Annotated in this window: 21 protein-coding genes; all 21 read right to left on the bottom strand. The window is 38.1% G+C overall.

From position 1 onward, the window contains the following. Window positions 1–2 precede the first annotated feature (2 nt). Window positions 3–797, bottom strand: coding sequence for an LmeA family phospholipid-binding protein (locus tag H6G68_RS00295; protein WP_190904837.1), 795 nt, complete (start codon window positions 795–797; stop codon window positions 3–5). A 624-nt stretch (window positions 798–1,421) separates the two neighbouring features. Next, the gene (locus H6G68_RS00290; RefSeq protein WP_190904836.1) at window positions 1,422–3,650 is read right to left on the bottom strand and encodes a GumC family protein; all 2,229 of its coding nucleotides are present in this window, start codon (window positions 3,648–3,650) and stop codon (window positions 1,422–1,424) included. Window positions 3,651–4,293: 643 nt separating this feature from the next. Further along, window positions 4,294–4,878, bottom strand: coding sequence for a WcaF family extracellular polysaccharide biosynthesis acetyltransferase (locus H6G68_RS00285; RefSeq protein ID WP_190904835.1), 585 nt, complete (start codon window positions 4,876–4,878; stop codon window positions 4,294–4,296). After that, window positions 4,865–5,461 carry a YdcF family protein gene (locus H6G68_RS00280; RefSeq protein ID WP_190904834.1) on the bottom strand — a complete coding sequence of 199 codons (597 nt, stop codon included), beginning with the start codon at window positions 5,459–5,461 and terminating at the stop codon, window positions 4,865–4,867. The genes H6G68_RS00285 and H6G68_RS00280 overlap by 14 nt, the downstream gene beginning before the upstream one ends. A gap of 115 nt (window positions 5,462–5,576) precedes the next feature. Beyond that, complete coding sequence (locus H6G68_RS00275; protein ID WP_190904833.1) at window positions 5,577–6,743, bottom strand: glycosyltransferase; 1,167 nt, start codon at window positions 6,741–6,743, stop codon at window positions 5,577–5,579. Between the two features lie 22 nt (window positions 6,744–6,765). Further along, complete coding sequence (locus H6G68_RS00270; RefSeq protein WP_190904832.1) at window positions 6,766–8,211, bottom strand: hypothetical protein; 1,446 nt, start codon at window positions 8,209–8,211, stop codon at window positions 6,766–6,768. Between the two features lie 67 nt (window positions 8,212–8,278). After that, on the bottom strand, window positions 8,279–9,454 hold the full coding sequence (locus H6G68_RS00265) for a glycosyltransferase family 4 protein (RefSeq protein WP_190904831.1): 1,176 nt from the start codon (window positions 9,452–9,454) through the stop codon (window positions 8,279–8,281). A gap of 54 nt (window positions 9,455–9,508) precedes the next feature. Further along, on the bottom strand, window positions 9,509–10,612 hold the full coding sequence (locus H6G68_RS00260; protein ID WP_190904830.1) for a glycosyltransferase family 4 protein: 1,104 nt from the start codon (window positions 10,610–10,612) through the stop codon (window positions 9,509–9,511). Window positions 10,613–10,969: 357 nt separating this feature from the next. Then, entirely contained in the window at window positions 10,970–11,683 is a 714-nt protein-coding gene (locus H6G68_RS00255; protein WP_190904829.1) for a class I SAM-dependent methyltransferase, read from the bottom strand. A 36-nt stretch (window positions 11,684–11,719) separates the two neighbouring features. Next, complete coding sequence (locus H6G68_RS00250) at window positions 11,720–12,946, bottom strand: glycosyltransferase family 4 protein (protein ID WP_190904828.1); 1,227 nt, start codon at window positions 12,944–12,946, stop codon at window positions 11,720–11,722. A 124-nt stretch (window positions 12,947–13,070) separates the two neighbouring features. Further along, on the bottom strand, window positions 13,071–14,426 hold the full coding sequence (locus tag H6G68_RS00245; protein ID WP_190904827.1) for a calcium-binding protein: 1,356 nt from the start codon (window positions 14,424–14,426) through the stop codon (window positions 13,071–13,073). Window positions 14,427–15,078: 652 nt separating this feature from the next. Further along, window positions 15,079–16,434, bottom strand: a complete 1,356-nt coding sequence (locus H6G68_RS00240) for a calcium-binding protein (RefSeq protein ID WP_190904826.1) — start codon at window positions 16,432–16,434, stop codon at window positions 15,079–15,081. A gap of 243 nt (window positions 16,435–16,677) precedes the next feature. After that, window positions 16,678–17,571, bottom strand: a complete 894-nt coding sequence (locus H6G68_RS00235) for a glycosyltransferase family 2 protein (protein WP_190904825.1) — start codon at window positions 17,569–17,571, stop codon at window positions 16,678–16,680. Between the two features lie 67 nt (window positions 17,572–17,638). After that, window positions 17,639–18,550 (bottom strand): glycosyltransferase family 2 protein, encoded by a 912-nt coding sequence (locus H6G68_RS00230; protein ID WP_190904824.1) that lies wholly within the window; start codon window positions 18,548–18,550, stop codon window positions 17,639–17,641. A 30-nt stretch (window positions 18,551–18,580) separates the two neighbouring features. Then, the gene (locus H6G68_RS00225) at window positions 18,581–19,438 is read right to left on the bottom strand and encodes a polysaccharide pyruvyl transferase family protein (protein WP_190904823.1); all 858 of its coding nucleotides are present in this window, start codon (window positions 19,436–19,438) and stop codon (window positions 18,581–18,583) included. A 34-nt stretch (window positions 19,439–19,472) separates the two neighbouring features. Next, window positions 19,473–20,294, bottom strand: a complete 822-nt coding sequence (locus tag H6G68_RS00220) for a glycosyltransferase family 2 protein (RefSeq protein WP_190904822.1) — start codon at window positions 20,292–20,294, stop codon at window positions 19,473–19,475. Window positions 20,295–20,412: 118 nt separating this feature from the next. Beyond that, window positions 20,413–21,369, bottom strand: coding sequence for a glycosyltransferase family 2 protein (locus H6G68_RS00215; RefSeq protein ID WP_190904821.1), 957 nt, complete (start codon window positions 21,367–21,369; stop codon window positions 20,413–20,415). A gap of 88 nt (window positions 21,370–21,457) precedes the next feature. Further along, window positions 21,458–22,555: a glycosyltransferase gene (locus H6G68_RS00210; protein ID WP_190904820.1), complete on the bottom strand. Its 1,098-nt coding sequence runs from the start codon at window positions 22,553–22,555 to the stop codon at window positions 21,458–21,460. Beyond that, the gene (locus H6G68_RS00205; RefSeq protein ID WP_190904819.1) at window positions 22,552–23,454 is read right to left on the bottom strand and encodes a hypothetical protein; all 903 of its coding nucleotides are present in this window, start codon (window positions 23,452–23,454) and stop codon (window positions 22,552–22,554) included. The genes H6G68_RS00210 and H6G68_RS00205 overlap by 4 nt, the downstream gene beginning before the upstream one ends. A gap of 7 nt (window positions 23,455–23,461) precedes the next feature. After that, window positions 23,462–24,457, bottom strand: coding sequence for a polysaccharide pyruvyl transferase family protein (locus H6G68_RS00200; RefSeq protein ID WP_190904818.1), 996 nt, complete (start codon window positions 24,455–24,457; stop codon window positions 23,462–23,464). Between the two features lie 42 nt (window positions 24,458–24,499). Continuing rightward, entirely contained in the window at window positions 24,500–25,477 is a 978-nt protein-coding gene (locus H6G68_RS00195; protein WP_190904817.1) for a glycosyltransferase family 10 domain-containing protein, read from the bottom strand. Window positions 25,478–25,543: the final 66 nt, after the last annotated feature.

Raw genomic sequence — 25,543 nt, 5'->3', positions numbered from 1 at the left:
TTTCAAGAACTACGCGGGATACGTTCTATTTCGGCATAACCGCTAAAAATTAACCTTTGACCTTCAGTTTCTAAACGGTTAAGTCGCATTTTTACCCCATCAAGATCAAAGCGATCTAAATCGACCATGTTATCCAAAATTTCCACCAGTGCAATACTTAAAGTCTGGGAAATTTCTTGTTGCGGTTCTGGAACTTGCTCAAGTTCAATTTTCGGGTCTTTGAAAGAAACCCGTCGTCGTCTTTCAATACCTATACCAAGATTCATACTTAGGGGTATGAGTTCGCCGTTGTTTAAATCGGCTTTAGCTACAAGATGTAACCGATTTTCCGGTAATAGCTGTATTTGGACTTCTGTAAACGAAACTGGTTCCCCACCAGATATCGCCATCAAAGTCGGTTCAGAAAGGTTTAGCAGGCGCTTTTTAACCAATTCTGCCTGGAAAGCTTGATTGATTCCTACTTCTGATAATATTACTTGGGCTACTGCTTGGGTAGGTTGCTTGAGGCTGAGTTTGCCACTCAAAACCGAGCCGAAGTCAATGGAGACTGCATCGGTTTCAAAAGACATTTCTTCAACTGCGAAGTCTTTACGAATTACTAAACCACGACCGCTCATTTTAAAGCTATCAATGCTGCCTTGCAACAGTTTGCTGGAGGGATAGCAGCGCACAAAGACTTCTACTGACTCGCTCATGCTAAACAGGTGGCGAATCGTTTGGCTGGCGACTGTGTTGAGCATTCGCTCTCCCCAATCGCTGCCTTTGGGATCTGTTAAACCAGTAAGTCCGCCTAACATTAGGTTCTGGGTCTCTAGAAGTTCTTTGTACTTTTGTAACAAATTGTCAACAATAGTGCAAGCGATCCCCAGATTTAATGTTCTGATAGCTGTGTGCAGGATAACTGATGGCTGGTAGATAAATGTGTCGGATGTTACAATATTTGCTGTGAGAGGTTGAGATTCACAAATATAATGAATTGGGTTTTAGCTAAGAGTATTGATTTGACTGTGTCGTATTGTGCTACAGGTTTTGATAAACTCAGTTATGCAATGACACACTAAAACGATGAAAGCTACTGAAACCAACTTTCTCAAATTCCTGGAAGGGAAACATCAATTTATCATACCCATCTACCAACGTACTTATTGTTGGACGCTCAAACAGTGTGAACAATTGATAAAACCTAGACACAAACAGACTTTCAACTCTGTCACCTGTCACCTGCTATAAGTTTAGTTATTGCTGAAATGAAAAAATTGGTACGTTACACTACTGCTCTAGCGAAGCCATGCCCGAAGGGCTATACGCACCCTACTCGACAAATAAAATAATTAAGTTAGTAGAGCGATGCCTGGGGCTGGCTACACCTACACCGCCAAGCATCCGGAACCCAGGAAAACAGGTTTTCCATCTACAGATATCTAACCAAATCTCGCTTCTTTCCTATTAGTATAGTAGTAATTATTGTAACCACTTAATTTTTTATTATCCCCGTTAGCAACAACACCCAAGACGTTGATGGGAGAAGTTCTGAGAGTTTCCTGAAGTTGTATCAGTGCGGATTTATCTGTTTTGTCGATCCTTGCCACCAGCACCATACCATCAGTGTGCGGTGCTAGGAGTCGGGCATCAACTAATCCCAGCATTGGAGGGGCATCATAAATCACCAAATCAAAGTTTTTCTTAAAATATTCCATCAGTTGTTTCATCTTATCTGATGAGAGTAACCGGGCAGGGTCGGGCGGTGTGGGTCCTGCGGTAATCACAGATAATAGATCCATAGAAGGTATTTGCTGAATTACCTGCTCAACTGCCATATTGGAAGATATTACATTACTCAATCCCGATAGATTATGTAAATTTGATACTTTGTGAACCTGGGGGCGGCGGAGATCAGCATCTACAAGTAGTACTCGTTTTCCCAAGGCGGCGGCTATTTGGGCGATATGGAATGAAACTGTAGTTTTTCCATCTCCGGGCATAGCAGAGGAAACAACTAAGGCATGAATTGGTTTATCAGAATTAAGTAGTTGAATGTTGGAATAAAGAACCTGTAAAGATTCCCAAAATATTCCTTGTCCGTAATAGCCATCACCTCCATTGCGATTACTACGGAAGAGATTAGAAAACCAACCTATATTTTGGGAAAGATTGCCTGACCAATTTTCTTCTCCTGCAACGCCGTTCTTAGGATTAGATAATTGATTCGTGGAAATTTGTTTATCAAGAGGAAGAGATCCCAAAAATGGGAGTTTTAACTTCTCTTTCATACTCTCGACGCTATGATAGGTATTGTCCATTTTTTCTAAGAGCAAGCCAATACCAATTCCCGCAGCCAAACTGGTCATTAATCCCAGCAACAAACTACGTGGAATATCTGGAGATATAGGCAATTCACCCTGACGTGGTGCTTGTATTAATTCCCAAGGAATTTCTGTCTGTGCTACTCCAATGGAAAGTTCTTGTTTGGTAGTTAAAAACCGATTCAGGCTATCATTTGCAACTTGCAAATTACGTTGAATTTCGCTGTATTGTCTGGCTAAAATTGGTAACTGCTGAAATCTGCGCTTTAATTGCTGTTCAACCTTAGCCAGTTCTTGGCTTTCTACCTCTAGTTTCTGAATCTGAGTAGTCGCTTCTGCTACTCTTAGACCTAAAAACCGATTTGCTTCCTCTTCCAGAAGAGGCAGAAGATTTCGTCTTTTCTCCTCTAGTGATTTTATGACTGGGTTGTCAGGTTGAAAACGAACTAGTTCGGCAGATATTTGGGTTTCCAATTGGCGCAATTGGACTACTAACTGCCCATATATAGGTGCATTATTTAATGTTGCTAGTTTTCCTTCTCGTGTTGATAAACTGATATAAGCAGCACGCGCTGTGGCTAACTGTTGATTAACATCTAGTCGTTGCTGATCCAAGGTTTGCATTTGTTGAGCAACTGAAGTAGATTTGCTTTCTGGATCAATAAACTCGTATCTTTGTCGGAAAATTTGCAGTAGTTGTTGTTGCTGAGTTACACGTTCTTTGAGTAAAGGCAGTTGTTTATCTACAAATTCAAGCCCTTGACGTAACTTCGTTTGACGCTTTTCCAAACTGTTCTTTAAATAATATTTAGAAATTGTATCTAAGACAATTTTAATTTCCTGAGGAAACTTACTTTTATAGCTGACTTCTATAAGTTTTGTTGAACCTAAGCGACGGATAGTTAAATTTCTGATCAGGTAATTATAAGTAATATATGAAGAGGAAGATGGCAACTCCTTTATAACATTTTGCATGACTTCCTGACTTTTCAGAACCTGAATTTGACTGTCGTAATCTAGTCCGGATTTAGGAACTGTAGAGTCTGGAAGATTGAGTGTTTGTAAAGTGTTGTCTCCTGTTACAGGTTCAACTAAAAGCTGAAAATTGCCTTGATATATCTTTTCTTGGTTCAATGTTGAATAAGCAACAGCACCCATAACAGATACAACAACCACTGAGATCACTAAGGCTCGTCGTCGCAGAATCCCCAATAATTCTCTTGGATTCCAATCTTCATCCTCTGTTTCCAAAGGTGAAAAAGGCTGAAATGGCAATAATGCTGGTGCAACAGTTACCTTTCCATTCTCATGAGCATTTGAGACTATATTAGAATTCTGATTTATCATGGATTTTTATCGCTAAATTATCTAGGTAAATATTTTATGATTCTTCGGTCTCAGTTGTACCGAACTAATTTCTAAAATGCCCAATGAGTAAACTGAAAATTTCAAATTTATCAAATTTACTTACCCCGTAGATGCCTTCTTGGTTTTCTTTTACAGTATTTTTACGTAATAGCATTTTTGATCCCTGAGTCAATTTCCTACCATTATAGTCTTGTGTGAATTGTATCATCATGGGAAGATAAAAAAAAATTGTTTACATTCTACACCCTAGCTTCTCAGTTGTGTGTTTTGTTGATGATATAGGAATCTGCTTTGATTACTGTTAACTTGCGTGGTGTAGCCATCATTACTAATTTAGGAACTTTATATCAAGTCCGGTTGTTCGCTTCAGCATCTCTTTATAGATAAACTTATCATTAGGGCTGACGCTCTGACACGGAGAGATTTTAATAATAAGTGATTATCCTTGTTTAATATAACTCTTCCCTCTTCACAGGAAGGGTACTTAGTTCTTTAAGCGCTAGGCCACTTTTGCTCTAGCGCAGGGTGGCTTTAGCCGCTAGGGATACGCAAAAATCAAATAGAAATCCTATATAATTTGGGTAATTTTTCAAGAATTAAGTAGATTTTGATGTGGGGAGAACTATTCATCTTTTGCTGGAATAGGCAAAGATACTTCAGCTTTTTGTCCCATTTTCCTTTTCTTAATGGGTTGAGCAGGATTACCTGCATAAATCATCATTGACTCTAAGGATTGTCCAGTGACACTACCTAGGGTTAAAACTGCTCCCCGTCCGATTGTTACTCCCGGACCAATTACCGATTTTGCTGCTATCCAACTACTCTCTTCAATATGTATGGGAGCAGAAATCAATTGAAAATCTAGATGATTCCAATCATGATTACCAGTACATAGATAAACCCCTTGGGACAGACAGACATGATTTTCTATCACGACAGGTGCAAGGTTGTCAATCCAGGTATTTTCCCCAATCCAGACATAGTTACCGATACTCAAACGCCAGGGAAATTTGATTCGTACCCCCGGTTTTATACGGACTCCTTTACCGATACTTGCACCAAAGATACGGAGAATACCAATTTTTACTGTTGATATGGGTAGCAAATAACTTTCAACTAAAGGTGAACCCAAAAAGTACCACAAAAGTTGCTGAAGGTAGGGCGCACCTGGGGTATAATTGCCAATGGTGTAATTATCTAGACGCATAAACTGGGGGACGAAAACGAGGGTTGAAACTGGCTCCAGTACGACCTGATACAATCCACAATAGAGAACGTCCACTGTCGCGGATAATACGGGCAACTGATTCTCTAGGTCGTTCGGAGGGAATAGAAATTGGGGTAAAAGTAATGCCTTGGCTACCTAAAACTAGGGTGGCTATGGTTGTTGCCCTTGGGAGATGAAAATTTGAAGTGATCAGGTAGACGTGCTGAATATGGCGTTGCTGGAAATCGTCAACCAGGGTAGTAAAATTAGTAACTGTGTCAACAGCACGGTAGTCGAGGTGAATACGGTTCGTAGGAATACCTACATTCTCAAAAATAGCAAAGGCTTGGGCTGGGAGTATACCGCTGGAAACCCAGATATCTAGATGAGGATGTTCTTGAGCAAATTCGGCTGTAAACTTTTCTCGCTCTGGTCCACCACCAAGGGTAAGGATAGCTTGGGGATGGGGCGCTTGGTAAGAGGCGATCGCTATTCTCATAGGAATAACACTTATAAGCACCAGGATAAAGCCGACTAAACTTAAAACCCAATATTTTTTGAATTGGCGACATAACCACTTCATGAGTAAAATCAATGTGTTTTCAGTAGGTTTATTTGGACTGTCTTCCACAAAGGGTACACAAGAAAAATGAATTCGCCCACCCTGATCACATTGGCATCATACAATTTAACAGCTATTATTGATTAATGATTTTTTGATAGGCAGTAGCTAATTGTTTAGCAATTGTCTGCCATGAATAACGTTCTAAAGCAAATGAACGACCATTTTGACCAATTTGTTCCCGCAATTGGGGAGAATTTAAAAAATTAGCGATCGCTTCTTGCAGAGCTTCTATTTCTCCTTCTACAATGATTCCAGCTTTAGCTTCAGCGATTTCCGGCGCAATTTGCACACCCGGCGTTGTGATAATCGGTAAACCCGACACCATAGCCTCTGCTAGGGCGATACCAAAATTTTCGGAATAAGTAGGTAGTACAAACAAATCCGAACCTTGCAACAGCAAATCTTTATCATATCCACTGACAAACCCGACAAAAGAAGTTTGCTCTGCGAGATTAAGGGATGCCACTATTTGCTGTAAAGATTTAACATATAAATCTTCTCCAGAACCGGCAATAAGTAAGTGAAACTTCTGCTCCTGTTTTACTAACTCACCTAGTGCTTGAATCAACAATTCAGGACGTTTCTTGTAGTGTAGACGGGAAAGAAACAGAACAATGGGAACTTCAGTAGAGATATGATGGCGATCGCGCAATTTGTATTTAGCATCAGGAATCAATACAGGTGGATTCACTCCCAAAGGCAAAACTATTTTAGGTGGCTTAACTTCAAACCGCAACGCATCTTCCATCTCACCCACAGATGTACAGTGGATAGCCCCAGCATTATTTAAATTACGTCGCTCAATTAAAGTGCTATAAACTTGCTTTTTTAACTGGCTTTGCGCCAATGCCCAAGGTGTTAATTGTCCCATGATTCTCACTGTGTATGGCACTTGTTGCCACTGGGCAAAAATAGCAGCACAGCTAGGAAGATATGAAAATAAATAGTGATTATCTAAAATGTCGTAATTTTTGATATTTTTCCATAGCCACTGCGTAAATCCTGGTGAAGGTAAAAATGCTTTGATGCGAGCCGCAGGGGGAAAAAACCAAACTGGTAGCCCTTGGTATTCTACACGCTCAAATAATGGGACATCCAGCAGCATTCCCTCATCATCATTAGTAGTTGCAATCTCTGCATTTATTCCTTCTGCGCGTAAAGCCCGCACCAAATTGAGAACTACCTGAGTGGGACCCCCTAGCTTAGGGCTGATAGAAGGAATTACGTGTAAAACTTTCATTTTATAATATATCTCAGTGTAATTAACTTCGAGGATACTGCTGAGGTAAGCGTTTAATACCCAATAAACGAGGAAAAGTCTTGGCAAAGAAAATTAGCCCCAAAATTGGTAGGAGTGAAGTTGTAAAGATAATCAGACTTCGCATAGAAATTGCTGCTGTAAAAAAGCCTAAAGCGTTGACTACTATACCGTAACCAGTAGTATGAAATGCAGCTGTTCGAGACCACCAAGTTGCTAATATACCTATGCACAGAGATATTAATATCACTGCCAACATACCACCCATCATGTAGCTTTCGCCAACATAAGTTGAAGCTACTGTCCAACCATCAGCGCCCACGACTTCTTCAATGGATACACTTAGACCTTCCGGTTTATCAGGCCACAAAACTCTAGGTATGGGTTTAGTAGCAAATACATATAACAATTCCAGTCCCAGAAAATCATGTTTAATCGGGAAGGCATCAACTAATAAACCGATGCTATGCAGGTTGTAGTCCACTGCTAGAGTTCCTTGCACTTTTTGAGTAGCGTAGGCTGCGGTTGCTAAATATCGGCTGATGCCCATATCTCTAAACCCCAGCATATGACGGGTGGCAAACACCATGGCATATCCCATTACAGCAATAGGCGCAGTGACATTGAACAGATTAGGACGCTGTAATGTGAGTAAATAGCCACCCAAGAATGTGGCAATATAGGCACCAAATATATTGCGTGTTCCGCTGGCAAATCCATCAAAAAAAGTGAACACAAAGACGATACCAACCAAAAATATCTGCCAACCGCGAAAAGATTGACGACGATTCCAGATAATACCTGCAAGGGGTGGTATGGCGTAAGAAAATAGCTTCAGTTCCGACAAAAATACTCGCCAGTCGCCTAAACGCCCTCGTCCCCACGGCACAGCAAACCGGGGGCCAAGTTGAGCTTCAATTAGCTTGATAGGATTGAAGTCAACTGACATGAAAACATATAGGTATGCGAGAAAGGCTGAGATGCAAAATATCCGAAACAGCGCTTTATCAGGAATATTACCGAAGTCTAACCAACTGGGAGGTGCTGGCTTAAACAAAGTTATGTGGCGACCAATTCCCAGTCCACCCAATCCCACCAAAAGAGCGTCGAGAGCATGGGCAGTTTGCTCAGAAGTCAAAAGTTGATCAAACTTTATCTGTGGATATAGAAACTCAATCAGTGTTAAAAAATACAGAGCTACGATACAAGCTAAATCGGCTCGAAACAAATTTTCCAACCCGCGACTACTGTCACTCCAGATACTGAGAGCTATTCCTATTATTACGGTAATAGCTACCTGATTAGCCATGAGGCTAGGAGTTTGCTCTATACTAATATTTACATATGCTATGAATAAGCTAGAAATCAAGGCAACTGTTCCCAAAAATGTTGCCTTTGTGATGCGTTTTTTGACGATAGGTGGATAGTAGGGATTGCTGGAGATGTTCATGAGATTGATATCATGTCCAATAAAAAACTGCGAATCTGCGAACTAATAGACGTTGCATACAACATCTCTACATTATGGGTGACTGGCCAGATATGGTACGACTGAGGCTTTGATAAAGAGATTCATAAGTATCTACCATATTTGCTAGAGAAAATCGCTCTTTTATTAATTGATAACCAGCACTAGCCACGGAGTTTCGTAAACCTGGATTAACAAACGAGTCTAACCCAGTCAAGTTGTCTTTTCCAGAAGCTATGAAACAAACTTCTGGGGGAAACTTTAGCTCATCTGCTAGAGATGAACTAATCATACATGGCAAAGACCAAGCCATTGCCTCCAACAAAGCAAATGGTAATCCCTCAAACTGAGCAGGATGAAAAAATCCATCTGCTGCTGCTAAAAATGGTGTCACGTCTTTTTGCCAACCCAAGCGTTGAATGTATTCTTGGGCATTATATTCGACAACCCATTGATCCCACATGGGAGTTAAACGCCCATCGCCAACCCATAAAAAACGCGCAGCCGGAAGGTTACGCTTGAGGTGAGTAGCCCATTGTAAAAATAGCAGCGGTTGCTTTTGTGCTTCCATTCTTCCCACTGCTACTATTAGTAATTCATCGGCATGGATTCCTAGTTGGGAACGAGCATCTTGACGCTTTGTCAAACGTTCTGTATCTTCAGGAATGCAAACTCCATTGTCAATAACTGTTATTTTCTCAGCCAAAGAAGGGAGAAACTTTTTTAATTCTCGACCACGATTTTCGGAAATGGCTAGAAGTGAACCGCTAAACCTATTTAATGCTCTTTTGGCTATTTTGTCCCGCCATGTGCCTAAAACTGCTCCTAAACTGGCCTGAGTTTGGGTAATATGGATAGTTGCTAATCTCGGTATTTGTAGAGAATCAGACCATGTTAATAAATCCAACCCATCTTCTAAGTTTTGCTTGTTGAGATGAATAATATCAGGTTGAAAAGCTTGCCAATCTGAGATACAAGCATGATTAGAGCGAGAGAAAACATCTGAAAAGGAACGCAATTTACGATTGTATGTATTGACGTAGGGCGATCGCAATACTTCTCCAAACCTACCAAATGAACTTACTAGTTCATCCATGATTGGATGTTGAGAACACCATAATCCCACAGAATAGCCCCGATTTGCTAGTTCTTGCCCCAGATAAATTAAATAGAGTTCACCTCCACCGCGTGACCCAGAACTGCTGCTAACAAATAAGATTCGCATTAAATTGTGATAATTAATTTTTGAACAATCTCTAACATTAATAAACCAAACAAACTATCGAGCAACTTTTTGAAACACTTCCATCCAACTTTCTGCACCTGCTTGTAGCGAAAAATTAATTGCTTTTTTTAGTGATTGTTCGCTTGCCGCTGCAATTGTTTCTGGATTGTTTAAATAATTTATTAAAATTTCAGTTAGACTAACAACATCACCTGATGGAAATAGAAAGCCATTTTTACCTGGTTCAACTAAATCATAAGCAGCACCAACCGTATCAGAACAAATAATAGGTAATCCAGCCCCAAGAGCTTGATTAACAACTACTCCCCAGCCATCATATCGACTAGGTAAGACAAATATATCAGCTTCTCGAAAAAAATGCGGCAAATTTTCAGGAGATTGAAACCCTGCATATTCAATTTTTTGCCGAGTCATAATGGGTAATAATTCTAACAATTGAGGAAGTTCTGCTTCTCTTCCCACCAGCAGTAAACGAGCATTTAAACCAGCTTGAATCAGATGATCAAATGCTTGAATCAGAACATCCACTCCTTTCCGCGCAATCATCTGACCACAAAATAGAATAGTAATGGGATTGCGTGGACGCTGGGGTAAATCTTGGCTAAAATTAGTTAAATCACAATAGTAGGGAATATTAAAAATAGGTTTATCAGGAAAACGTTGTTGATAGTCCTGTTGTGCTTTAGTGCCAATGGCTGCGATCGCTCGACAATATTTTAAACTATCGGCTAAGTATTTTTGTAATTTTCCTTTAATTCCCTGTGAACTACCCACCATTTTTTCACCCCAAAAAATACAAGGAATTTTTTGAGCTTGCAATCTCAGTAACAACTGAGTAGTTACATTCATATAGCCATTTAGCACCACCACATCAGTTTCAGTCGTTGATGGAAAATGCCAGTTAAAATGAAATCGGGATAAACCCCAAGCTAAATGAAACCCTGGTAATATGTGTTCATAAGGTTGTAAGGGTTTTTCAGGCCAAGGAGAATCGGCACAAGCTGGTTCTAAGTAGAAAATTTTCAAGTTTATATCAGGATGTTGAGATATGGCGTAGAATAAATCTCTTTGATATGGAGATGGCAGTATAGAATAGAAAATGACACTAATTTTTTTTTGAACATGAGCATATTTCATAGCTTCCGTTTTTACATTTAATAAAAAATAATCATTATTTTAAATGAGAGGGAGTTTTTTATGTAAATTTATTTAACATCATTCAATTCCTACACATTCAACCCCATTTTCTGAAAGTAAACTGCATACATATCCATTACCACAAACAATATCTTAGATTCGTTTTGGCTGGTGATAGAGTACAGATTTTGCCGCATTTACTAGAATGTTTTGGCTATATGGATGAATATCTGTATGATTCCATTTATTATAATAAGTATCTAAATCCATATTCTTCACCTTCTAAAATATCTACAGAATAATAGTGTCAAAACTTTGAATACAATTTGACATAAATGGAGAGATGCTCTCAATAAATCAGGTTTTTTTAGTTGCCAATACAGCCAAGTGCGATGCTTGAGTATACAAATTCGTTGTATGACCTTTAGTACTAAATAAGAACTCTATATTAGAATGCTGCTGGAGTTTAGGTAGATAGTCGCATAAAGAAAATGGGTAAAATACTCCATCATAATCAGTTATATAATATCCACGAAATCCAGTCAATATAAGACCACTTCCCTTTTGACCAAAAGCTGTGCGAAGTAATTGTTTTGCTGTTTTAGTAATTGTAGATCCCCAACCATAAATATTATGATCTGAGATGTAAATAGCACGTGATGAAACTCTTAACATTTCATCAATTACAAGTAGGGGATTAGCTACATGATGAAGAACACCAAATGCGGTAACTAATTCAAAAGAGTTGTTTGGATATGGTAATTCCCTAGCGTCACCCAAATCAATTTTTTCAGACGAAAGTCCTTTTGATATACTAATTTCTCGAAGTTCAGGAATAAATTCAATTCCTCTATAATTGATATCTGGTAAAAAATTCTTGAGATATAGAAGTGCGCGACCAGTTCCGGTTCCAACATCTAGAACAGTACGAAAATCTTCATTAATGATTAAACCAAGGAGTAGTTTTAGAGCATTATGATGTTCATCATTTTCATGAAGCTGCAACTTATCATAATCATTAGCTTTTTTGCTGTAATAATCTTTCAAGATTTCTTCAGAGTTATTTTTCATCGATTTGTACCTTATGTAGTCATAGAGGCTAACTCTTTAGAGAATGGAAGTTTTTAATGACTGAAATAAATTTTCAAGACTAAATTTCAATTGTGAAGCTAAACCATTAGACAAATATCGTAATTGTGCTGTATCTCTCAAAATAGACTGTATCAAATCAGCAATTTTATTACCACTAACTTCCTCCAAAATCCAACCATTCTCACCATCTACAACCACTTCACCACAGGAACGAGAAGCAATAATAGGTAATTTCCATGCTTGCGCTTCCAGTTGAGTTAATCCAAACCCATCGGAAATAGTCGGGAACAAAAACACATCTGCCATCTGGTAATATTGTGCTGTTTCACTCCTGTTAACATGGCCTAACCAACGAATTTGCGGATGGTTTTGCAAACGAGATGGAATCTCAATTTGCACAGAGCCGACAATCCAGAACTCAACAGGATATCCCTCAAGTAATTGAACTGCATCTAATACAGCCGCAATCCCTTTTCGCAAAATTACCTGTCCCAAAAATAATACCCTTAAAGGACGCTCTTGAGAAAATAATTCTGGAGAAGTGCGGACAAAGTTACTAGCTGCTTGTGGTGGAGTATATACTAAGGGAACGATATGGATTTTTTTAGGCTCAACACCTGTTTTTTCTAAGAGTTGAAGCGACCAATTGGAATTGACCACAATAGCATCAGCTAGAGTACATTCTTCTCTCCAGCTTTGCCAATATTCAGGAGGTGCTGGTTGCCAATCTGCACGATATTGGGGGTATCGTTCATACTCTTGAGTAACCATTTTTTCTTCCCACAAACCTGGGTCAATTTGACCTAGTATTGTATACCATTCCTGTTGTTTTGCAAATCGAAAAATCTCTAAAGCGGCATAGCTGTAAGAAAATAGTATGGGAGGATGTGTAATCTGGTCAGATAGCCCTGCTAAAGTCTTGATTGTCTGTTGTTGAAACCATTGATTACGAGCAATAACTCGATCCCATCCTGTCTTTTTTTGCAGACGTTGAGTTAATTCAAATCTAATTAAAGAACTATTGAAAGCGTGAACAGATGCTTGACTTAAGTCTGGGTGGTATCTTTCCCGTAAATTAGCTAAGACAGATTTAGGTAAAAAATTTAGTGGAGACTGAGGAGATACCCAAGCATCTGTAATTAAGTGAGCAAGCTGTCCCTGCTGTTGTAAAGCTCTGGGTATGGTGTAATGTTCACGCGCGCCAATCTGGCAAGATATCCAATTATAAGGTGCTGTAGGCATGGATGAGAAATCTATTTCTAATTCTAAAATGAGATCCTCCACTTCTTAAAGAAGTCGAGGATCTAAAAACTGAATATTAACTTTTACTTTTGAAAGATGCTTAACTATAAGTCAAGCATGGCTATTAACCGATGAGAAATAAGTCTGTCGCTGCTAATACGGTACCGGCTCCCAAGTTAGCGAATACTCCACCGGCTCCAGTTCCAAAAGCCGACAAGTTTTCATTGTAGAACAAGTCTCCCGTGCCTCGATTATAAACAATGTACGCATCTTGAGTATCAAGACCAGAGTTGTTAGCTTGGTTGACTGAGATAAAACCATTAGCAACCGCTGACAAATCTAACCCCACAGAAGCCGCTGCCGCTAAAGCTGCAAAGGTGTCAACCTGCAAATCAATTCCATCTATTCCAGAGACGAAGCCTGTAATTTTATCCTTACCGACGGTAGTACTTGTAAGTCCGCTGAACCCTAAAGTATTACCTGTTTCTTCTAACAACCCTGTTACTGGATCTACAGCTAGAGCTTGACCACCAAATTCAAAAATATCAGCGCCACTACCACCAATGAGAGTATCATTACCCGCCTTTCCCGCCAGGGTGTCATCGCCTGCGCCACCAGTGAGAATATTAGCAGCAGAATTTCCTATTATGGTAGTATCAACACTGCTGTTCTGTCTGACATTGGCTACATTAGCTCCAGAGATATTGATAAATTCAACTTCACTAGCAATATTAGTCCAAGTATTGCCAGTGCCAAGGACGTTAACGTCAACACTATCGATGCCTTCACCACCATTCTCTATGACATTATCAAGAGAATCAATGATGTAGCTATCATCACCGAGTCCACCACTGACGAGATCTGCGCCTGTTCCAGCAATTAAAATGTCATCTCCCTGATTACCGAATAATTGATCATTATCAGCACCTCCATCAATGATATCGTTGCCCAAACCGCCATTAATCCTATCAACACCAGCTAATCCACTTAAGATATTGTCGCTGCCGTTGCCATTAATCTCATTGGCCAAGTTATTGCCTTGACCGACTACAGCGCTTCCACCAAGAGTCAGGTACTCAATCTGAGTTCCACTTATCAATGTGACTCCAGCCGCACCAGTTGACAAAGAAAAGTCACGGGTAGAAAAAACAGTATCGTTTCCACCACCTGATTCGTTGATATTCAAGGCTGTATAGGTAATAACATCATAAACTTGATAATAGTCGTCTCCTGCACCGCCTATATAGACACCTGATGGACCAGTAAGATCAAAATTGTCATTGCCGGCTTCCCCTTCAAGTCTTGCACCCTCGGCTCCTCTTAAAATATCATCCCCTGCTCCAGCTTTGACTTTGGTGTTAGTGGTAAAACTGGCAAACAGATCCTTACTGCCTGTACCGATCACCGTTGCATTGCTAGGATTGGGAACTACAGTACCATCGACAGTGTAAAATCCGTCAAAAATATTGAATATTGCCATATTCGGAAGAATCCTTTTGTTATCTAGGTGTAAAACTTAATTCGACTTTGGTACTCATGCTCAGGATAGAAAAATATCCCTAGCTTGATTTGAATTTCAAATCCTGTTGGAGTACTGATTCGGTTTTACATATGAGAGTGTACCATACTTGTTGTTTGACAAATTTAAATAGCTAACATTAGATACACTAAATAGCATTTATATAAAATAGCTTTATATATACGAGTTTAAGCATAACTTTTTTATTTAGGTTAGGTGAACTATCCTTCTCTGAATCGGAGAAGCTACAGGAAGGGGAAGGCTTCGTATAGGTTTTTTGTATTAGCGTAATTATGCGAAAAGCTATTTATAGGTAATTTATCATAGACTCTATTCTATTCGCCTAAAAAATTTTACACATTTTCTCACATCTGGGGCTATTCTTCATTTCATCTTTTGCAATCAGAGGTTATTAGACATCGACCTGAATTTAAATATGCTTATCCTAGAGGCATTGTAGAGACGTGACCTGGGTAGAGATTCTCGGCTCTACAATCTTTATTGGAGATGTCTAATAATAAGATCCCCAACTTCTCAAAGAAATTGGGGATCTAAATAGTAAATATCAACTTTTTCTTTTAAAAGACGCTTAACTATAAGTCAAGCATGGCTATTAAGAGATGAGGAATACGTCTGTCGCGACTAATGTGGTACCGGCTCCCAAGTTAGCGAAGATTCCGCCTCCTCCAGAACCAAAAGCCGACAAGTTCACATTGTAGAACAAGTCTCCAGTTCCTTGATTGTAAACAAAGAACGCATTTTGAGTATCAATACCAGCATTGGTAGCTTGGTTGACTGAGATAAAACCATTAGCAACTGCTGATAAATCAGACCCCACAGAACCAGCTACAGCTGTAAAGGTGCTAACATCCAGATCAATACCATCTATTCCAGACACAAAGTCCGTAATTGTATCCTTGCCGATGGTATTAGTTGCTGTTCCTGTTAACCCTAAAGTTACACCTATTTCTTCTAAGTAGCCTGTGACTGGATTTACAGCTAAAGCATTACCACCAAATTCAAAAACATCAGCGCCAGATCCGCCAATGAGAGTATCATTTCCCGATTTTCCATTCAGGGTGTCATTGCCAGCGCCACCTGTAAGAGTGTTAGCAGCGGAGTTTCCTAGTATAAGGGACCCATCAGCGTTGTTTTGTGTAACATTGGCAGCGTTAGTGCCACCGATATTAATGAATTGAACCTCTGCATTTGTAACCCAAGTACCACCAGCAGTAAGAACGGTAACGTCAACGGAATCAATGCCTTCGCCTGCAAGCTCTACTACAGTGTCAGCAGAATCAATAATGTACTTATCATTACCAACTCCACCAGTCAATGTATCTGTGCCTGTTCCAGCAATTAAGAGATCATTTCCCTGATTACCGAATAATTGATCATTATCAGCATCGCCTAAAATGAGATCGTTGCCGGAACCGCCAAAAATAGTATCAGCACCAGCTAATCCGATTAAGATATTATCTTGCTGATTGCCGATAATCTGGTTGTTAAGGTTATTGCCTTCACCTACAATCGCGGCGCTGAGAGCGTCAAAAGTCAGGTTCTCAATACTACTGGTGTTTAAATTTACTCCAGTGGCACCTGTTGACAACGAAAAGTTCTGCTGTGAAAAAATAGTATCTGTTCCACCACCGATTTCGTTGATAGACAGATTTGTGTAGGCAAAATCATAAACTTTGTAAAAATCGTCGCCTGCACCGCCTATATAAACACCTGAAGTAGCGGTGAGATCAAAAGTGTCATTGCCGGCTTCACCGTCGAGTCTGCCATCTGTTGTTCCTTTTAAAATGTCATCTCCGGCTCCGGCTCGGATTTTGACGTTAGTGACAGCGGGAGTAGAAGTAACAAAGACATCGTTAGCGCCTGTACCGATAATCGTTGCATTAGTAGGATTAGCAACTTCAACTCCATCTACAGTGTAATAGCCGTTATAGATAATGAAATTTGCCATATTTCGAGAGACTCCTTTTGTTATCCAGGTCTGGAACTTAACTCAATTTTGCTAGTCTTTGGTCAGGATCTAAAAAAATATCCCCACCAGAATTTTAACTTGTTAGCTAAGACTCATTCAGTATAAACTACACATCGGCAAAGTTGCAAAAAATCTACCAATGTCTACTTAAACTACTGACTTTGTTGATTGAGTATAACGTATGATTATTGAAATTCATGGGAATTATTTGAGGTAATAATTTCAGGATAGTAAAATCTTCTCTGATGATACAGGAAGAGTATTTCTACGTAAATAGAGATAAGAAACTAATGATTTGGCGGAAATCGGTTGACGTTGTTGATGATATTGTCTAATCAGTTTAGGGATAAGAAACAAACCTTCTACAATGCCAGACGTTCTTCCGTGCCTGATTAACCAGAAAATACGGCTCATACACTGTCCAATGCCTAACCAACAAAAGAGGATAGGATACCGCAAATAAGCTAATAAAATCTGATTAGCTATGCTTGCGGCAGTAATGCGTGGGTTGTTGTGGTGTTCTAATTGGGTGTTATGAAATACTCTCAGCCATGAACTTTCGAGAATACTCCACCCCATATCATGAAGCCGCAGCGATAGATCAACTTCTTCCATTCCATAAGCAACTGGCAAATTAACATATCCAGTAGTTTGTTGAAATACTTCTTTCCGATAAGCGCATCCACAGCCGATGAAATTAGATACCCATGTACCAGTCAATTGTGCTGGTGTAATTGTTTCATTAATATGGAATATACTAGCTGCTATAACTGCTGCTGTGGGGAAAGAATTAAAAAGATTTGTTAAGCGTTCAAAGTAGTCTGTATCTAGAGGATAAGAATCATCATCAAAACTAGCTATAATTGGGTTATTTGCATGAACAATGGCTATATTCCTCCCACCACCTGGACCAACTTGAACAGAACTCTTAATAATTTTGATAGACGGCAAATTTAAGTTTTTGAGTCCTGGCTCAGTTGTGATGTCATTACCATCGATATGAATAATGATTTCATTGGGACAAGGATTACATTCTAAAATTTTCTCCACTGTTTCTAAGAGTTGGGATAAGCGATTATACGTGGGAATTATTACACTAATTTTACAAGTATTCATTATATTAATTGTTAATCATTTATGACAAATATCCTGTCAGGATTTGAGGAGTGGAACTTAGCTAATTTTATTTACGGCTATCACTCAGTCTTGCTAGTAAAAACAGCCATAAAAACCCGATTAAATAACGAAAACGCCCTAACCCAAGATGCCATTTGAATGTTTCTTGATATAATTCCCAACCTTTTTTAATTTCACCTTCACGTAGACACTCTAAACTTACAGGTCTAATATGCCTTGTCAATATTTCCAGTCTTTCTCTCTCTCGTATTTTACCACCTGGATATTGACTGATTTTTTCTTGTTGTATGAGGTAGCAAGTTCCTTCATAAGTTTTGGTGGTGATGGCAATTGCACTATTAGAATGCTGACGATAGGCTAGAACAGAAGGAGAATTAATGTAAATAAATCCCTTTGCTGTTCCCAATCTCAACCACAAATCATTGTCTTCAGAATTAATCCATTTATCTGTAAAACTACCTACTTGTTGGAGAATATCCCGCCGAATGGTAACGGAACTAGTGAGAAATGAATTAGCATTTTTATTGGATGCATACAAATCTTTATAGGCAGTATAGTTTAGTTGTGAAACTTGATCAAAATTTATCTCATTTTCATTACTAAAAAATATAGCTTTACCTGCCAAAAAAGCAGGCTTATTTGTTTCTCTAATGATTGCTGCGTACACTCCTAAAGTCCAGGGAAACCAGATATCGTCGCTATCAAGAAAGGCAATATATTCTCCTTGAGCAATTTGAATAGCCATATTTCTGGCTTTTCCTGGGCCTTGATTTTTCTGTTGGAGAATTTTTATATTTTGTCCATACTGTGCTAATACATCAATAGTATTGTCTGTGGAACCATCATCGACAACAATCACTTCATAATCATCAAAATCTTGGTTAAATATAGAGTCAATTGTTGCCTTGATAATATTCACTCTATTGAAAACAGGAATAACAACGGAGAAGAATACCATATTTAATTAAGTTAATATCAATTATTGAAATTATTGAAATTTTCCAGCTTTCAAGTCTTGTTTAAACTGATCCAGTTTTTCATCTAATTGATCCAATTTATTCTCCATAATATTATCTTTACTTAACTGAAACTGAGCTTTGTGAACAAGTTGGCGAATAAAAGAAACCATGCGTTTGATTTCAATAAATTTTAAACCGGGAATTTTCTGACTAATACTATTAAATCGATAAAACCGATTGACTTTGTACTCCAGACTTAATGATTGACAGAAGTCAGTCCATTTAAAATCAGGGATACCCGCATTAGATTTTAGAGAAATCCAAGGTACACGTAGTGCGTCAGCGACTATTGCACCATGCATGGCTGCACTGACGACAAGTTCGGATTTGCTAATTTCCTGAAGAACTTTTTCCACCTCCCAGCGTGGATCAATACAAATGTAATCTAATTGCTGACAAACTTCTAAAAATATTTCCGGGCTACTTTCCATCTCCCATGCATAGGGAATAAAAGCCAATTTATACTTTTTCTTCGTATCAGTGGGACGATAAACTCGGTTGACTAAAATAGCAGTATCAGCAATTCCCAATGCTGGTGAGATGTTTAAAGCGGCAGCAGTTAGAGGTCCTCTCACGCAATATATTGTCCATGTATCATCTATCTGGGGAAGATTACCAAATCCATGGCCTGTACCAAAAATAATAGTTTGCTTGAATTTAGGCAAATTTTCATTTAGCAACGTGCCAAATCCGACAAATGCTGCTTCAGAAGCACTATCATTAAAGACTCCAGGTAAAAGTTTTGGCCAAAGCCAGCCATTTAGATCGTCACCAAAGTTAGCAAAGGGAACATAACTTCTGGTTTTGTTGGCATAGTATAATTTCATTTTTATTCCACAGTTATAAAGTTGAAAATGATAACTAAGTCCAGATACCAACACCATGCATGAATCTTTTCATAATTCTGCGAGGTAAAGATTCTAAATGATTAGGGAGATTATCTGTATGGATAATATAATTTCCATCTTGAGCATCGTAATTTAATGTATCAGGATTGGTAATTTTTTCTCGCCAATCTTTTTCTACAGCATGATCCCATCCGGGAAAGCCTCGTTCTCTGGCAAGACGACGAGTATCTAGTCTTTTCTGAATTTGTTCAGGAGTTCTGTACTTGTAGTGTTTATACAAAATCCGTTCTTTATTAACTACGCCCATGTGCTGTGGCCATGAACCATTATCCCAAATTAATCCATCACGATGCCGGAAAAATCTTGGTTCGGAATTTTCTATTTGGTAAAACTTGAGGGATGATAATATTTCAGATATGGGTTGATTGAAATCTATTAAATCTATATCTTTATTTGTTAGATAGTATTCGATAGCAATTCCCCATAAAACGTGATTAAACTGACTAATTTTCGAGAGAAATTCACGGGGAGATTGTACGTAAAATTCATCAGCATCGAGATGACACCACCAATCACCTGGTTTGGCTTGATGCTTAAAAGCATTGAATACTTCGCCTCGTAAAGATTCCTGAAACACTTTACCATCTTGTTTCCAGGGAATAATTTTCTCGCTTTGCATAGACAGGACTTTTTCCCAGGTACCGTCTGTGCTTGCACCATCATAAACGTAGATATAATCAGACCACTGAGAAGCTTGTTCTAAGCAGTATCCAATAATATCAACTTCGTTTTTAACTAAACAAATTGAGTGAATTTTAAATTCATTATTTGACATAAGTTCTCCATTAAATATGCTGATTTTTTATTTACCTCACATTTGGCACCAAGACAAAACGGATGGTAGCCAAGCTTTTAATTTTTTGATGAAATATGTAAGTTCTCACAGTTAGTCATCATGTCATAAATTTGGTTTGAAATCTTCTTTTCCAAGCAGCCATTTCTTCGGCTAGAGAAAAGCCAAAGATTTTGTAAGTTAACCTATAAGTTTGAGGAGCATAATTACCTTGAGGTATAAAGTTTTTTTGCTTCATCTTAATTTGGTGAATAAGTTTATTTGCCCAATCTGGATTAGATAACCAAATAATTCGAGCGCACTCAAACCTTGCTTGATTAATTGCTAGTTGTCTTGACTCTGTTAATTCACCAATAGATTCGAGAAATTCTTCTAGTTTATCTGTAATATCTAAGCGTTCACGATAATTTTTTGATTTATCTTTTTTGCAAACTGTTGACTCACTCCATTGTCTATAAACTGAACCAGATTCTGCAAAATACTCAAATTGTTTCCCTGCTTTTAACAGTCGTAAATACAATTCATGTTCTTGACAGCAAGATTGACTAGCTTTCCACCCTCCCACATCTAAAAGAGCCTGCTTTCTCCAAAGGGGACTACCTGTTTGAGGTAAGTACCAACGAGCTAGTAAAATCCAATGATCGTGAGGTTCAGGAATAGGTAAAATTTCTTGTCTAGATATATCTCTTTCCCAATATTCAAAAATACTGGGACTGTAAATTATATCTACACTGGGAACCTGAGCCGTAAATTTGACTTGTTGTTCAATCTTGCTCGGAAGTAAGTAATCATCTGCGTCTAGATATTGTAACCATTCTCCTGTACTTAGTTCTAATAAACGATTACGAGCAACGTTCCCCCCGCGATTTTCTCCTGTTTCCCAGTGAATGGAATTACCAAAACTTTTAATTTTTTCTAAACTTCCATCTGTTGAGCCATCATCAACAACAATTACTTCTTTGTGAGGATAGCTCTGATTTAAACAGCTTTCTATAGCTTGTGCAATCCATTGTTCTGCATTGTAGCAGGGAATTAAAATACTAACTTTTGGTAGCATAATTTGATTTTGTTTTAATTAAATTCAATTAAAATTGATGGAATAGATACATTTAATTTTAATATGTAAACTTTTAGCTATTAATCAATTAGCTTATTAAGTTTTGATATAATTTTTGAGTTTGTCTTCCTATATAGTCCCAACCCAAGCGATCGCATGACTCCTGAACTAAATCACCCAATTTGTGTAAATCAACCTGAGTACTAACTTTTAAAGCCTGTAATAATCCCTGCTCATCTTCTGGATCATATAGCAACCAATCTGCTCCACCCAATGTTTCTATAATACTTTTAGTGCGAGGAGCAATAATCGGTTTATTGTATGACATGGCGAGAATCAGACTACCTGAAGTTAAAATACTTTTAAAAGGCAGAACTACAACATCAGCTGCACTAAAAAAAAGATGTATTTTGCTATCTTCTACAAACTGATCATGAAGGAAAACTCCCTGTATTTTAGCAGCTTGTTCTTTGAGTTTTTTACCATAGGCTTGATCTAATGCTTTTCCTGCTATTAATAGGATACTTTCTTTTAGAAATTCCTGCTTTCCCTCAAAAACTTTTAGTAAGCGTTCAATTCCCTTATACGGGCGTAACATACCCAAGTTAAGGTAAACACGTCCAGATAGTGGGATTTCTAAAGCTTTTCTGGCTTGAACTTGAGAAATTGCTTTACTATAAACTTCTCGATAGTGTCCGTGAGGAATAACCTCAAATTTGCCACTTTCTACCTGATAGGTTTGCTCAATATCCTGAACAGATGAAGCCTGGTGAACAATAATTTTATCTGCTAGTTTGAGCAAATTTTGTTTAAGCCACTGTTCTAGAAATGGAAACTTAGAATCATGAGCGATGTGATCATGATTTGTCCAAACTACTTTCACACCTGCTAATTTAGCTAACAAAATGTCAACTAATAATTTGATTGTATAGCCTAATCTAATTACTATATTTGCTCCCTTGGTATAGGGAGTTGTCCAGTGTAAATGTAAAATATGTATTTTATTGGTACTAGTTTTAACGGCTCTGAATATCGGAAATATTCGCCGATAACCACGAGGAAATAAGACTTCCACTCCTTGATTCTCTAAGGCTTTAGATAACAGTGTTTGATAGGGGTTATCAATGCGGTAATCTGGCATCATTAAAACCCTCAAGGTTTCATTAGGAGTATTACCCAAATTCATCGCTGCAACTCCTTGAGGAATCCATTCTGCACTAAATGACGGATTCCTTCGCTATACATTAAGTGTCGAATTTTGCCGACATAGTGACGAGATGGGGAACCGTTGATACTTCCGTCTAAATGTACGTCATAAGCAGGTGGTAACAGTTCTACTCCAAACTTGGAGCTACATAAGGCATAGATAGTTTGCTCAATCCGCCAAAAATGTCCAATAATATTTGGTAGCGCCAGAAATTCTTCTATCCAATCTAAATTAAGCGATCGCTTGTGAATTAGTCCCAATCCTGAATTTACTCGCCCAGACAAATCAAAGCCCAGATGATTTTTCACTACATCCGCTTCAACTGTGTAGGAACTCTCCACATCAGCGTTGAGTGTATTTAGTTGATAATCTGGATTGTCGATGCGGTTCAGAAGTTCTGTAGGTGCTGCAAAAAACAGGATATCGCTGTCTAACAGTAATAAGCGATCGCACTGCAAATATAGAGCAAAGTCAAACACCTTAGGGGAGAGGAGATTTGTTTTGCGAAACTCCAAACAGCGAGGATAGGATGCCAGAGATGCTAAAACCTTTTCATCAGCCTGTTTTTTGTCAATAATGCGAGCATTGGGAAAGTGATGCCGCAAAGTTTCTCGATTTTCATCAGTCAGAGTTCCATCATCATGAATACACAAAGCATAATGACGCTGAGAAAAATGATAAAAAGACTTTAAAGCCCAGACTAAATTTAGCCAATCATTGGCAGAAGTAAAAACATGAATTTCACAACTAATATCAGAAGTGTTAGTAATTGGTTTGGAACCTAATATACTTTTTCTAACTGAATCCCTATAGTAAGCTGTGGGCAAACCATGCTCATACTTTTTGCGGATCTGATAAATTATTGAACCAATAGACATAACTCTTTCAACTCCTCATCAGGATTTTTTTGACGCTTGCTTTCAAAGTAGCAAATGAATTACTTTCGCTTTTTTCTTTATTTACAAGATGATTTTGAATAGATTGTTTTAAGTATATTGACCGTTCTTGTTGTAAAGCTGCAAATGCATTAATTTTTTTCTGAATTTCTACCTGATTTTCGCGGATAAAATTGATTTTTTCTACTAAAACAGCATATTCTGTAGTTTCTAAGCAACATTCTGAAAGATTACTTTCTTTTAGTAATCTTTCTACCTTATCATCATAATTGATAGCTAGAAAAGGTTTTCCCATTTGCATAGCAAAAATGATGGCATGAAATCTACAAGCAACGAGTATTTCACTATCTATTAGTGGTTGCAATGAAAATTCTTGAAAATGTATTTTCCCTAAGTATTTTTCTAGTAAATCAAAATCTCTATTTACATTAAAATTCAGAGGAAAAGGATTAAGTTGAAATTGAGATAATGCTTTTATCCACATTTCCGGCTCAAAATCTTTCCAGTGACATGGTGCTAAATTAATAGCAATTTTATTGCTGCTACTAGAGGTATTTGGTTCAACTGGTGGAAAAGGAAAACACCAAGTTAAATCTGGATGCACTTCTACTTTAGGATGCTCGTTGAGCAATGACTTACTTATTTCATCTCTCACATAAAAAAAATCAGCTTTTTCGATTAAATCCAGTAATTCTGGCAGTAAATCTTGAGAAACTCGATTGACTCCTAATCCAAAGACACCAATTTTAGCTTTACATTTTGTAATCCATTGCTTTATATTAACCCATATTCCTACTCTTTCAAATACCAGTCCACCACCACCAATTAATATCCAGTCGAAGCTTTGTAGGTATTCTTGCGGTGGAGATAGATAATGAGGTAGAAAAACAATATTGTTACCTTGAAGTAATTTAGTAATGCAGTATTGAATGCGGTCATCTCCAGCATTCAGGGCATTATAATATCCAAAAATCGCAATTTTCATGAGTTATAAAACAATTTTAAAAAGATACACATTAACATTAAATTAGTTTTTAATAAAACTCCTCACAACCGAGCGCAATACTTGATTAGTTTTAGCTAGTAAGGGGATTTTAGATTCAGTTTTAAACTCGAAATCTGGACGAAGTGTGATTTTTTGTTTTGCGCTACCAGTTAACTGACTACACAGTTCAGCTAACATAGGAAATAAGTTGTAGCGATATAGTACCTGATGACGAGCCTCAATGATTGCTGGCAGAGACTTTTCATACAAATTATTACTAATTGCTTGTTCAATTGTATGAATTGTCCAATCAATTCTTTCCGTATCAATAGGCAGAAATGCATCTGGAGAGAAGTAATCAGTTATATTGGGACAGCCATAGTACAGAGGCAAAGCATATCCCAAATATGCATCTGTCAATTTTTCCGTCCAGTAATGGGGTACGCTGCCATTCTCTAATACAATATTGTATTTATAAGGAAAAATAGCATCCCATTTATCTTCAATTGGCCTAATTGGTCTGCCGAAAAATTCTAGTTCTTTAAAATGGTTCTTGAGTGCCTCCAGCAGTTTGAGTCTCGCACGATGACCAGAAGTAAAAGTTTTGTTAGAACAAATAACAGATAATAATTTCTGCTTCTGTGGGGGTTCTATGTTGACCAATTTATCAAAGGAATGGCTGTCACCAAGATGCCAAGTTTGACCATGCTGGGAAATAATTTTATTATGATGTTTGATATCAGAATGACAAGTAACTACAACATTGAACTGTTTAATATAGTTGGTTTCCCATGACATCATTTCAGGTGGTTCACGGGTAATCAAAATCAGATTCTCTGATGGACAAAGCGTAGTTTCTTGTTTAAGCAACCCTTTTGAACTTTGCAATACCACCCAAGCATCGCAGGAATCACATTCTTGATTAATGATAAATTCGCAGTCTCCCCAAATTCCCTGAGAATTAGGTGTCTGGCGTATTCCTATCCAATTTGGATAGCCAACAGTTACTTTTATACGCATGGATTACTAAATTTATTTTATGAACTTGAGTTTTTAATGGCTTCTAGATTTAAACTTACAGGATAT

The organism is Anabaena catenula FACHB-362 (assembly GCF_014698735.1).
GTDB lineage: Bacteria > Cyanobacteriota > Cyanobacteriia > Cyanobacteriales > Nostocaceae > Anabaena > Anabaena variabilis_A.
The sequence above is the reverse complement of the archived record's forward strand: the minus strand, read 5'-3'. Positions and strand labels throughout refer to the sequence as shown.

What these genes read in the sequence shown, in the direction of transcription:
- H6G68_RS00240 (WP_190904826.1), bottom strand. Translation starts at nt 16,434, where the DNA reads ATGGCAAATTTCATTATCTATAACGGCTATTACACTGTAGATGGAGTT.
- H6G68_RS00265 (WP_190904831.1), bottom strand. Translation starts at nt 9,454, where the DNA reads ATGCGAATCTTATTTGTTAGCAGCAGTTCTGGGTCACGCGGTGGAGGT.
- H6G68_RS00230 (WP_190904824.1), bottom strand. Translation starts at nt 18,550, where the DNA reads ATGGTATTCTTCTCCGTTGTTATTCCTGTTTTCAATAGAGTGAATATT.
- H6G68_RS00245 (WP_190904827.1), bottom strand. Translation starts at nt 14,426, where the DNA reads ATGGCAATATTCAATATTTTTGACGGATTTTACACTGTCGATGGTACT.
- H6G68_RS00290 (WP_190904836.1), bottom strand. Translation starts at nt 3,650, where the DNA reads ATGATAAATCAGAATTCTAATATAGTCTCAAATGCTCATGAGAATGGA.
- H6G68_RS00205 (WP_190904819.1), bottom strand. Translation starts at nt 23,454, where the DNA reads ATGTCTATTGGTTCAATAATTTATCAGATCCGCAAAAAGTATGAGCAT.
- H6G68_RS00275 (WP_190904833.1), bottom strand. Translation starts at nt 6,743, where the DNA reads ATGAAAGTTTTACACGTAATTCCTTCTATCAGCCCTAAGCTAGGGGGT.
- H6G68_RS00220 (WP_190904822.1), bottom strand. Translation starts at nt 20,294, where the DNA reads ATGTCAAATAATGAATTTAAAATTCACTCAATTTGTTTAGTTAAAAAC.
- H6G68_RS00295 (WP_190904837.1), bottom strand. Translation starts at nt 797, where the DNA reads ATGTTAGGCGGACTTACTGGTTTAACAGATCCCAAAGGCAGCGATTGG.
- H6G68_RS00260 (WP_190904830.1), bottom strand. Translation starts at nt 10,612, where the DNA reads ATGAAATATGCTCATGTTCAAAAAAAAATTAGTGTCATTTTCTATTCT.
- H6G68_RS00285 (WP_190904835.1), bottom strand. Translation starts at nt 4,878, where the DNA reads ATGCGTCTAGATAATTACACCATTGGCAATTATACCCCAGGTGCGCCC.
- H6G68_RS00215 (WP_190904821.1), bottom strand. Translation starts at nt 21,369, where the DNA reads ATGCTACCAAAAGTTAGTATTTTAATTCCCTGCTACAATGCAGAACAA.
- H6G68_RS00200 (WP_190904818.1), bottom strand. Translation starts at nt 24,457, where the DNA reads ATGAAAATTGCGATTTTTGGATATTATAATGCCCTGAATGCTGGAGAT.
- H6G68_RS00195 (WP_190904817.1), bottom strand. Translation starts at nt 25,477, where the DNA reads ATGCGTATAAAAGTAACTGTTGGCTATCCAAATTGGATAGGAATACGC.
- H6G68_RS00210 (WP_190904820.1), bottom strand. Translation starts at nt 22,555, where the DNA reads ATGAATTTGGGTAATACTCCTAATGAAACCTTGAGGGTTTTAATGATG.
- H6G68_RS00270 (WP_190904832.1), bottom strand. Translation starts at nt 8,211, where the DNA reads ATGAACATCTCCAGCAATCCCTACTATCCACCTATCGTCAAAAAACGC.
- H6G68_RS00255 (WP_190904829.1), bottom strand. Translation starts at nt 11,683, where the DNA reads ATGAAAAATAACTCTGAAGAAATCTTGAAAGATTATTACAGCAAAAAA.
- H6G68_RS00225 (WP_190904823.1), bottom strand. Translation starts at nt 19,438, where the DNA reads ATGAAATTATACTATGCCAACAAAACCAGAAGTTATGTTCCCTTTGCT.
- H6G68_RS00250 (WP_190904828.1), bottom strand. Translation starts at nt 12,946, where the DNA reads ATGCCTACAGCACCTTATAATTGGATATCTTGCCAGATTGGCGCGCGT.
- H6G68_RS00235 (WP_190904825.1), bottom strand. Translation starts at nt 17,571, where the DNA reads ATGAATACTTGTAAAATTAGTGTAATAATTCCCACGTATAATCGCTTA.
- H6G68_RS00280 (WP_190904834.1), bottom strand. Translation starts at nt 5,461, where the DNA reads ATGAAGTGGTTATGTCGCCAATTCAAAAAATATTGGGTTTTAAGTTTA.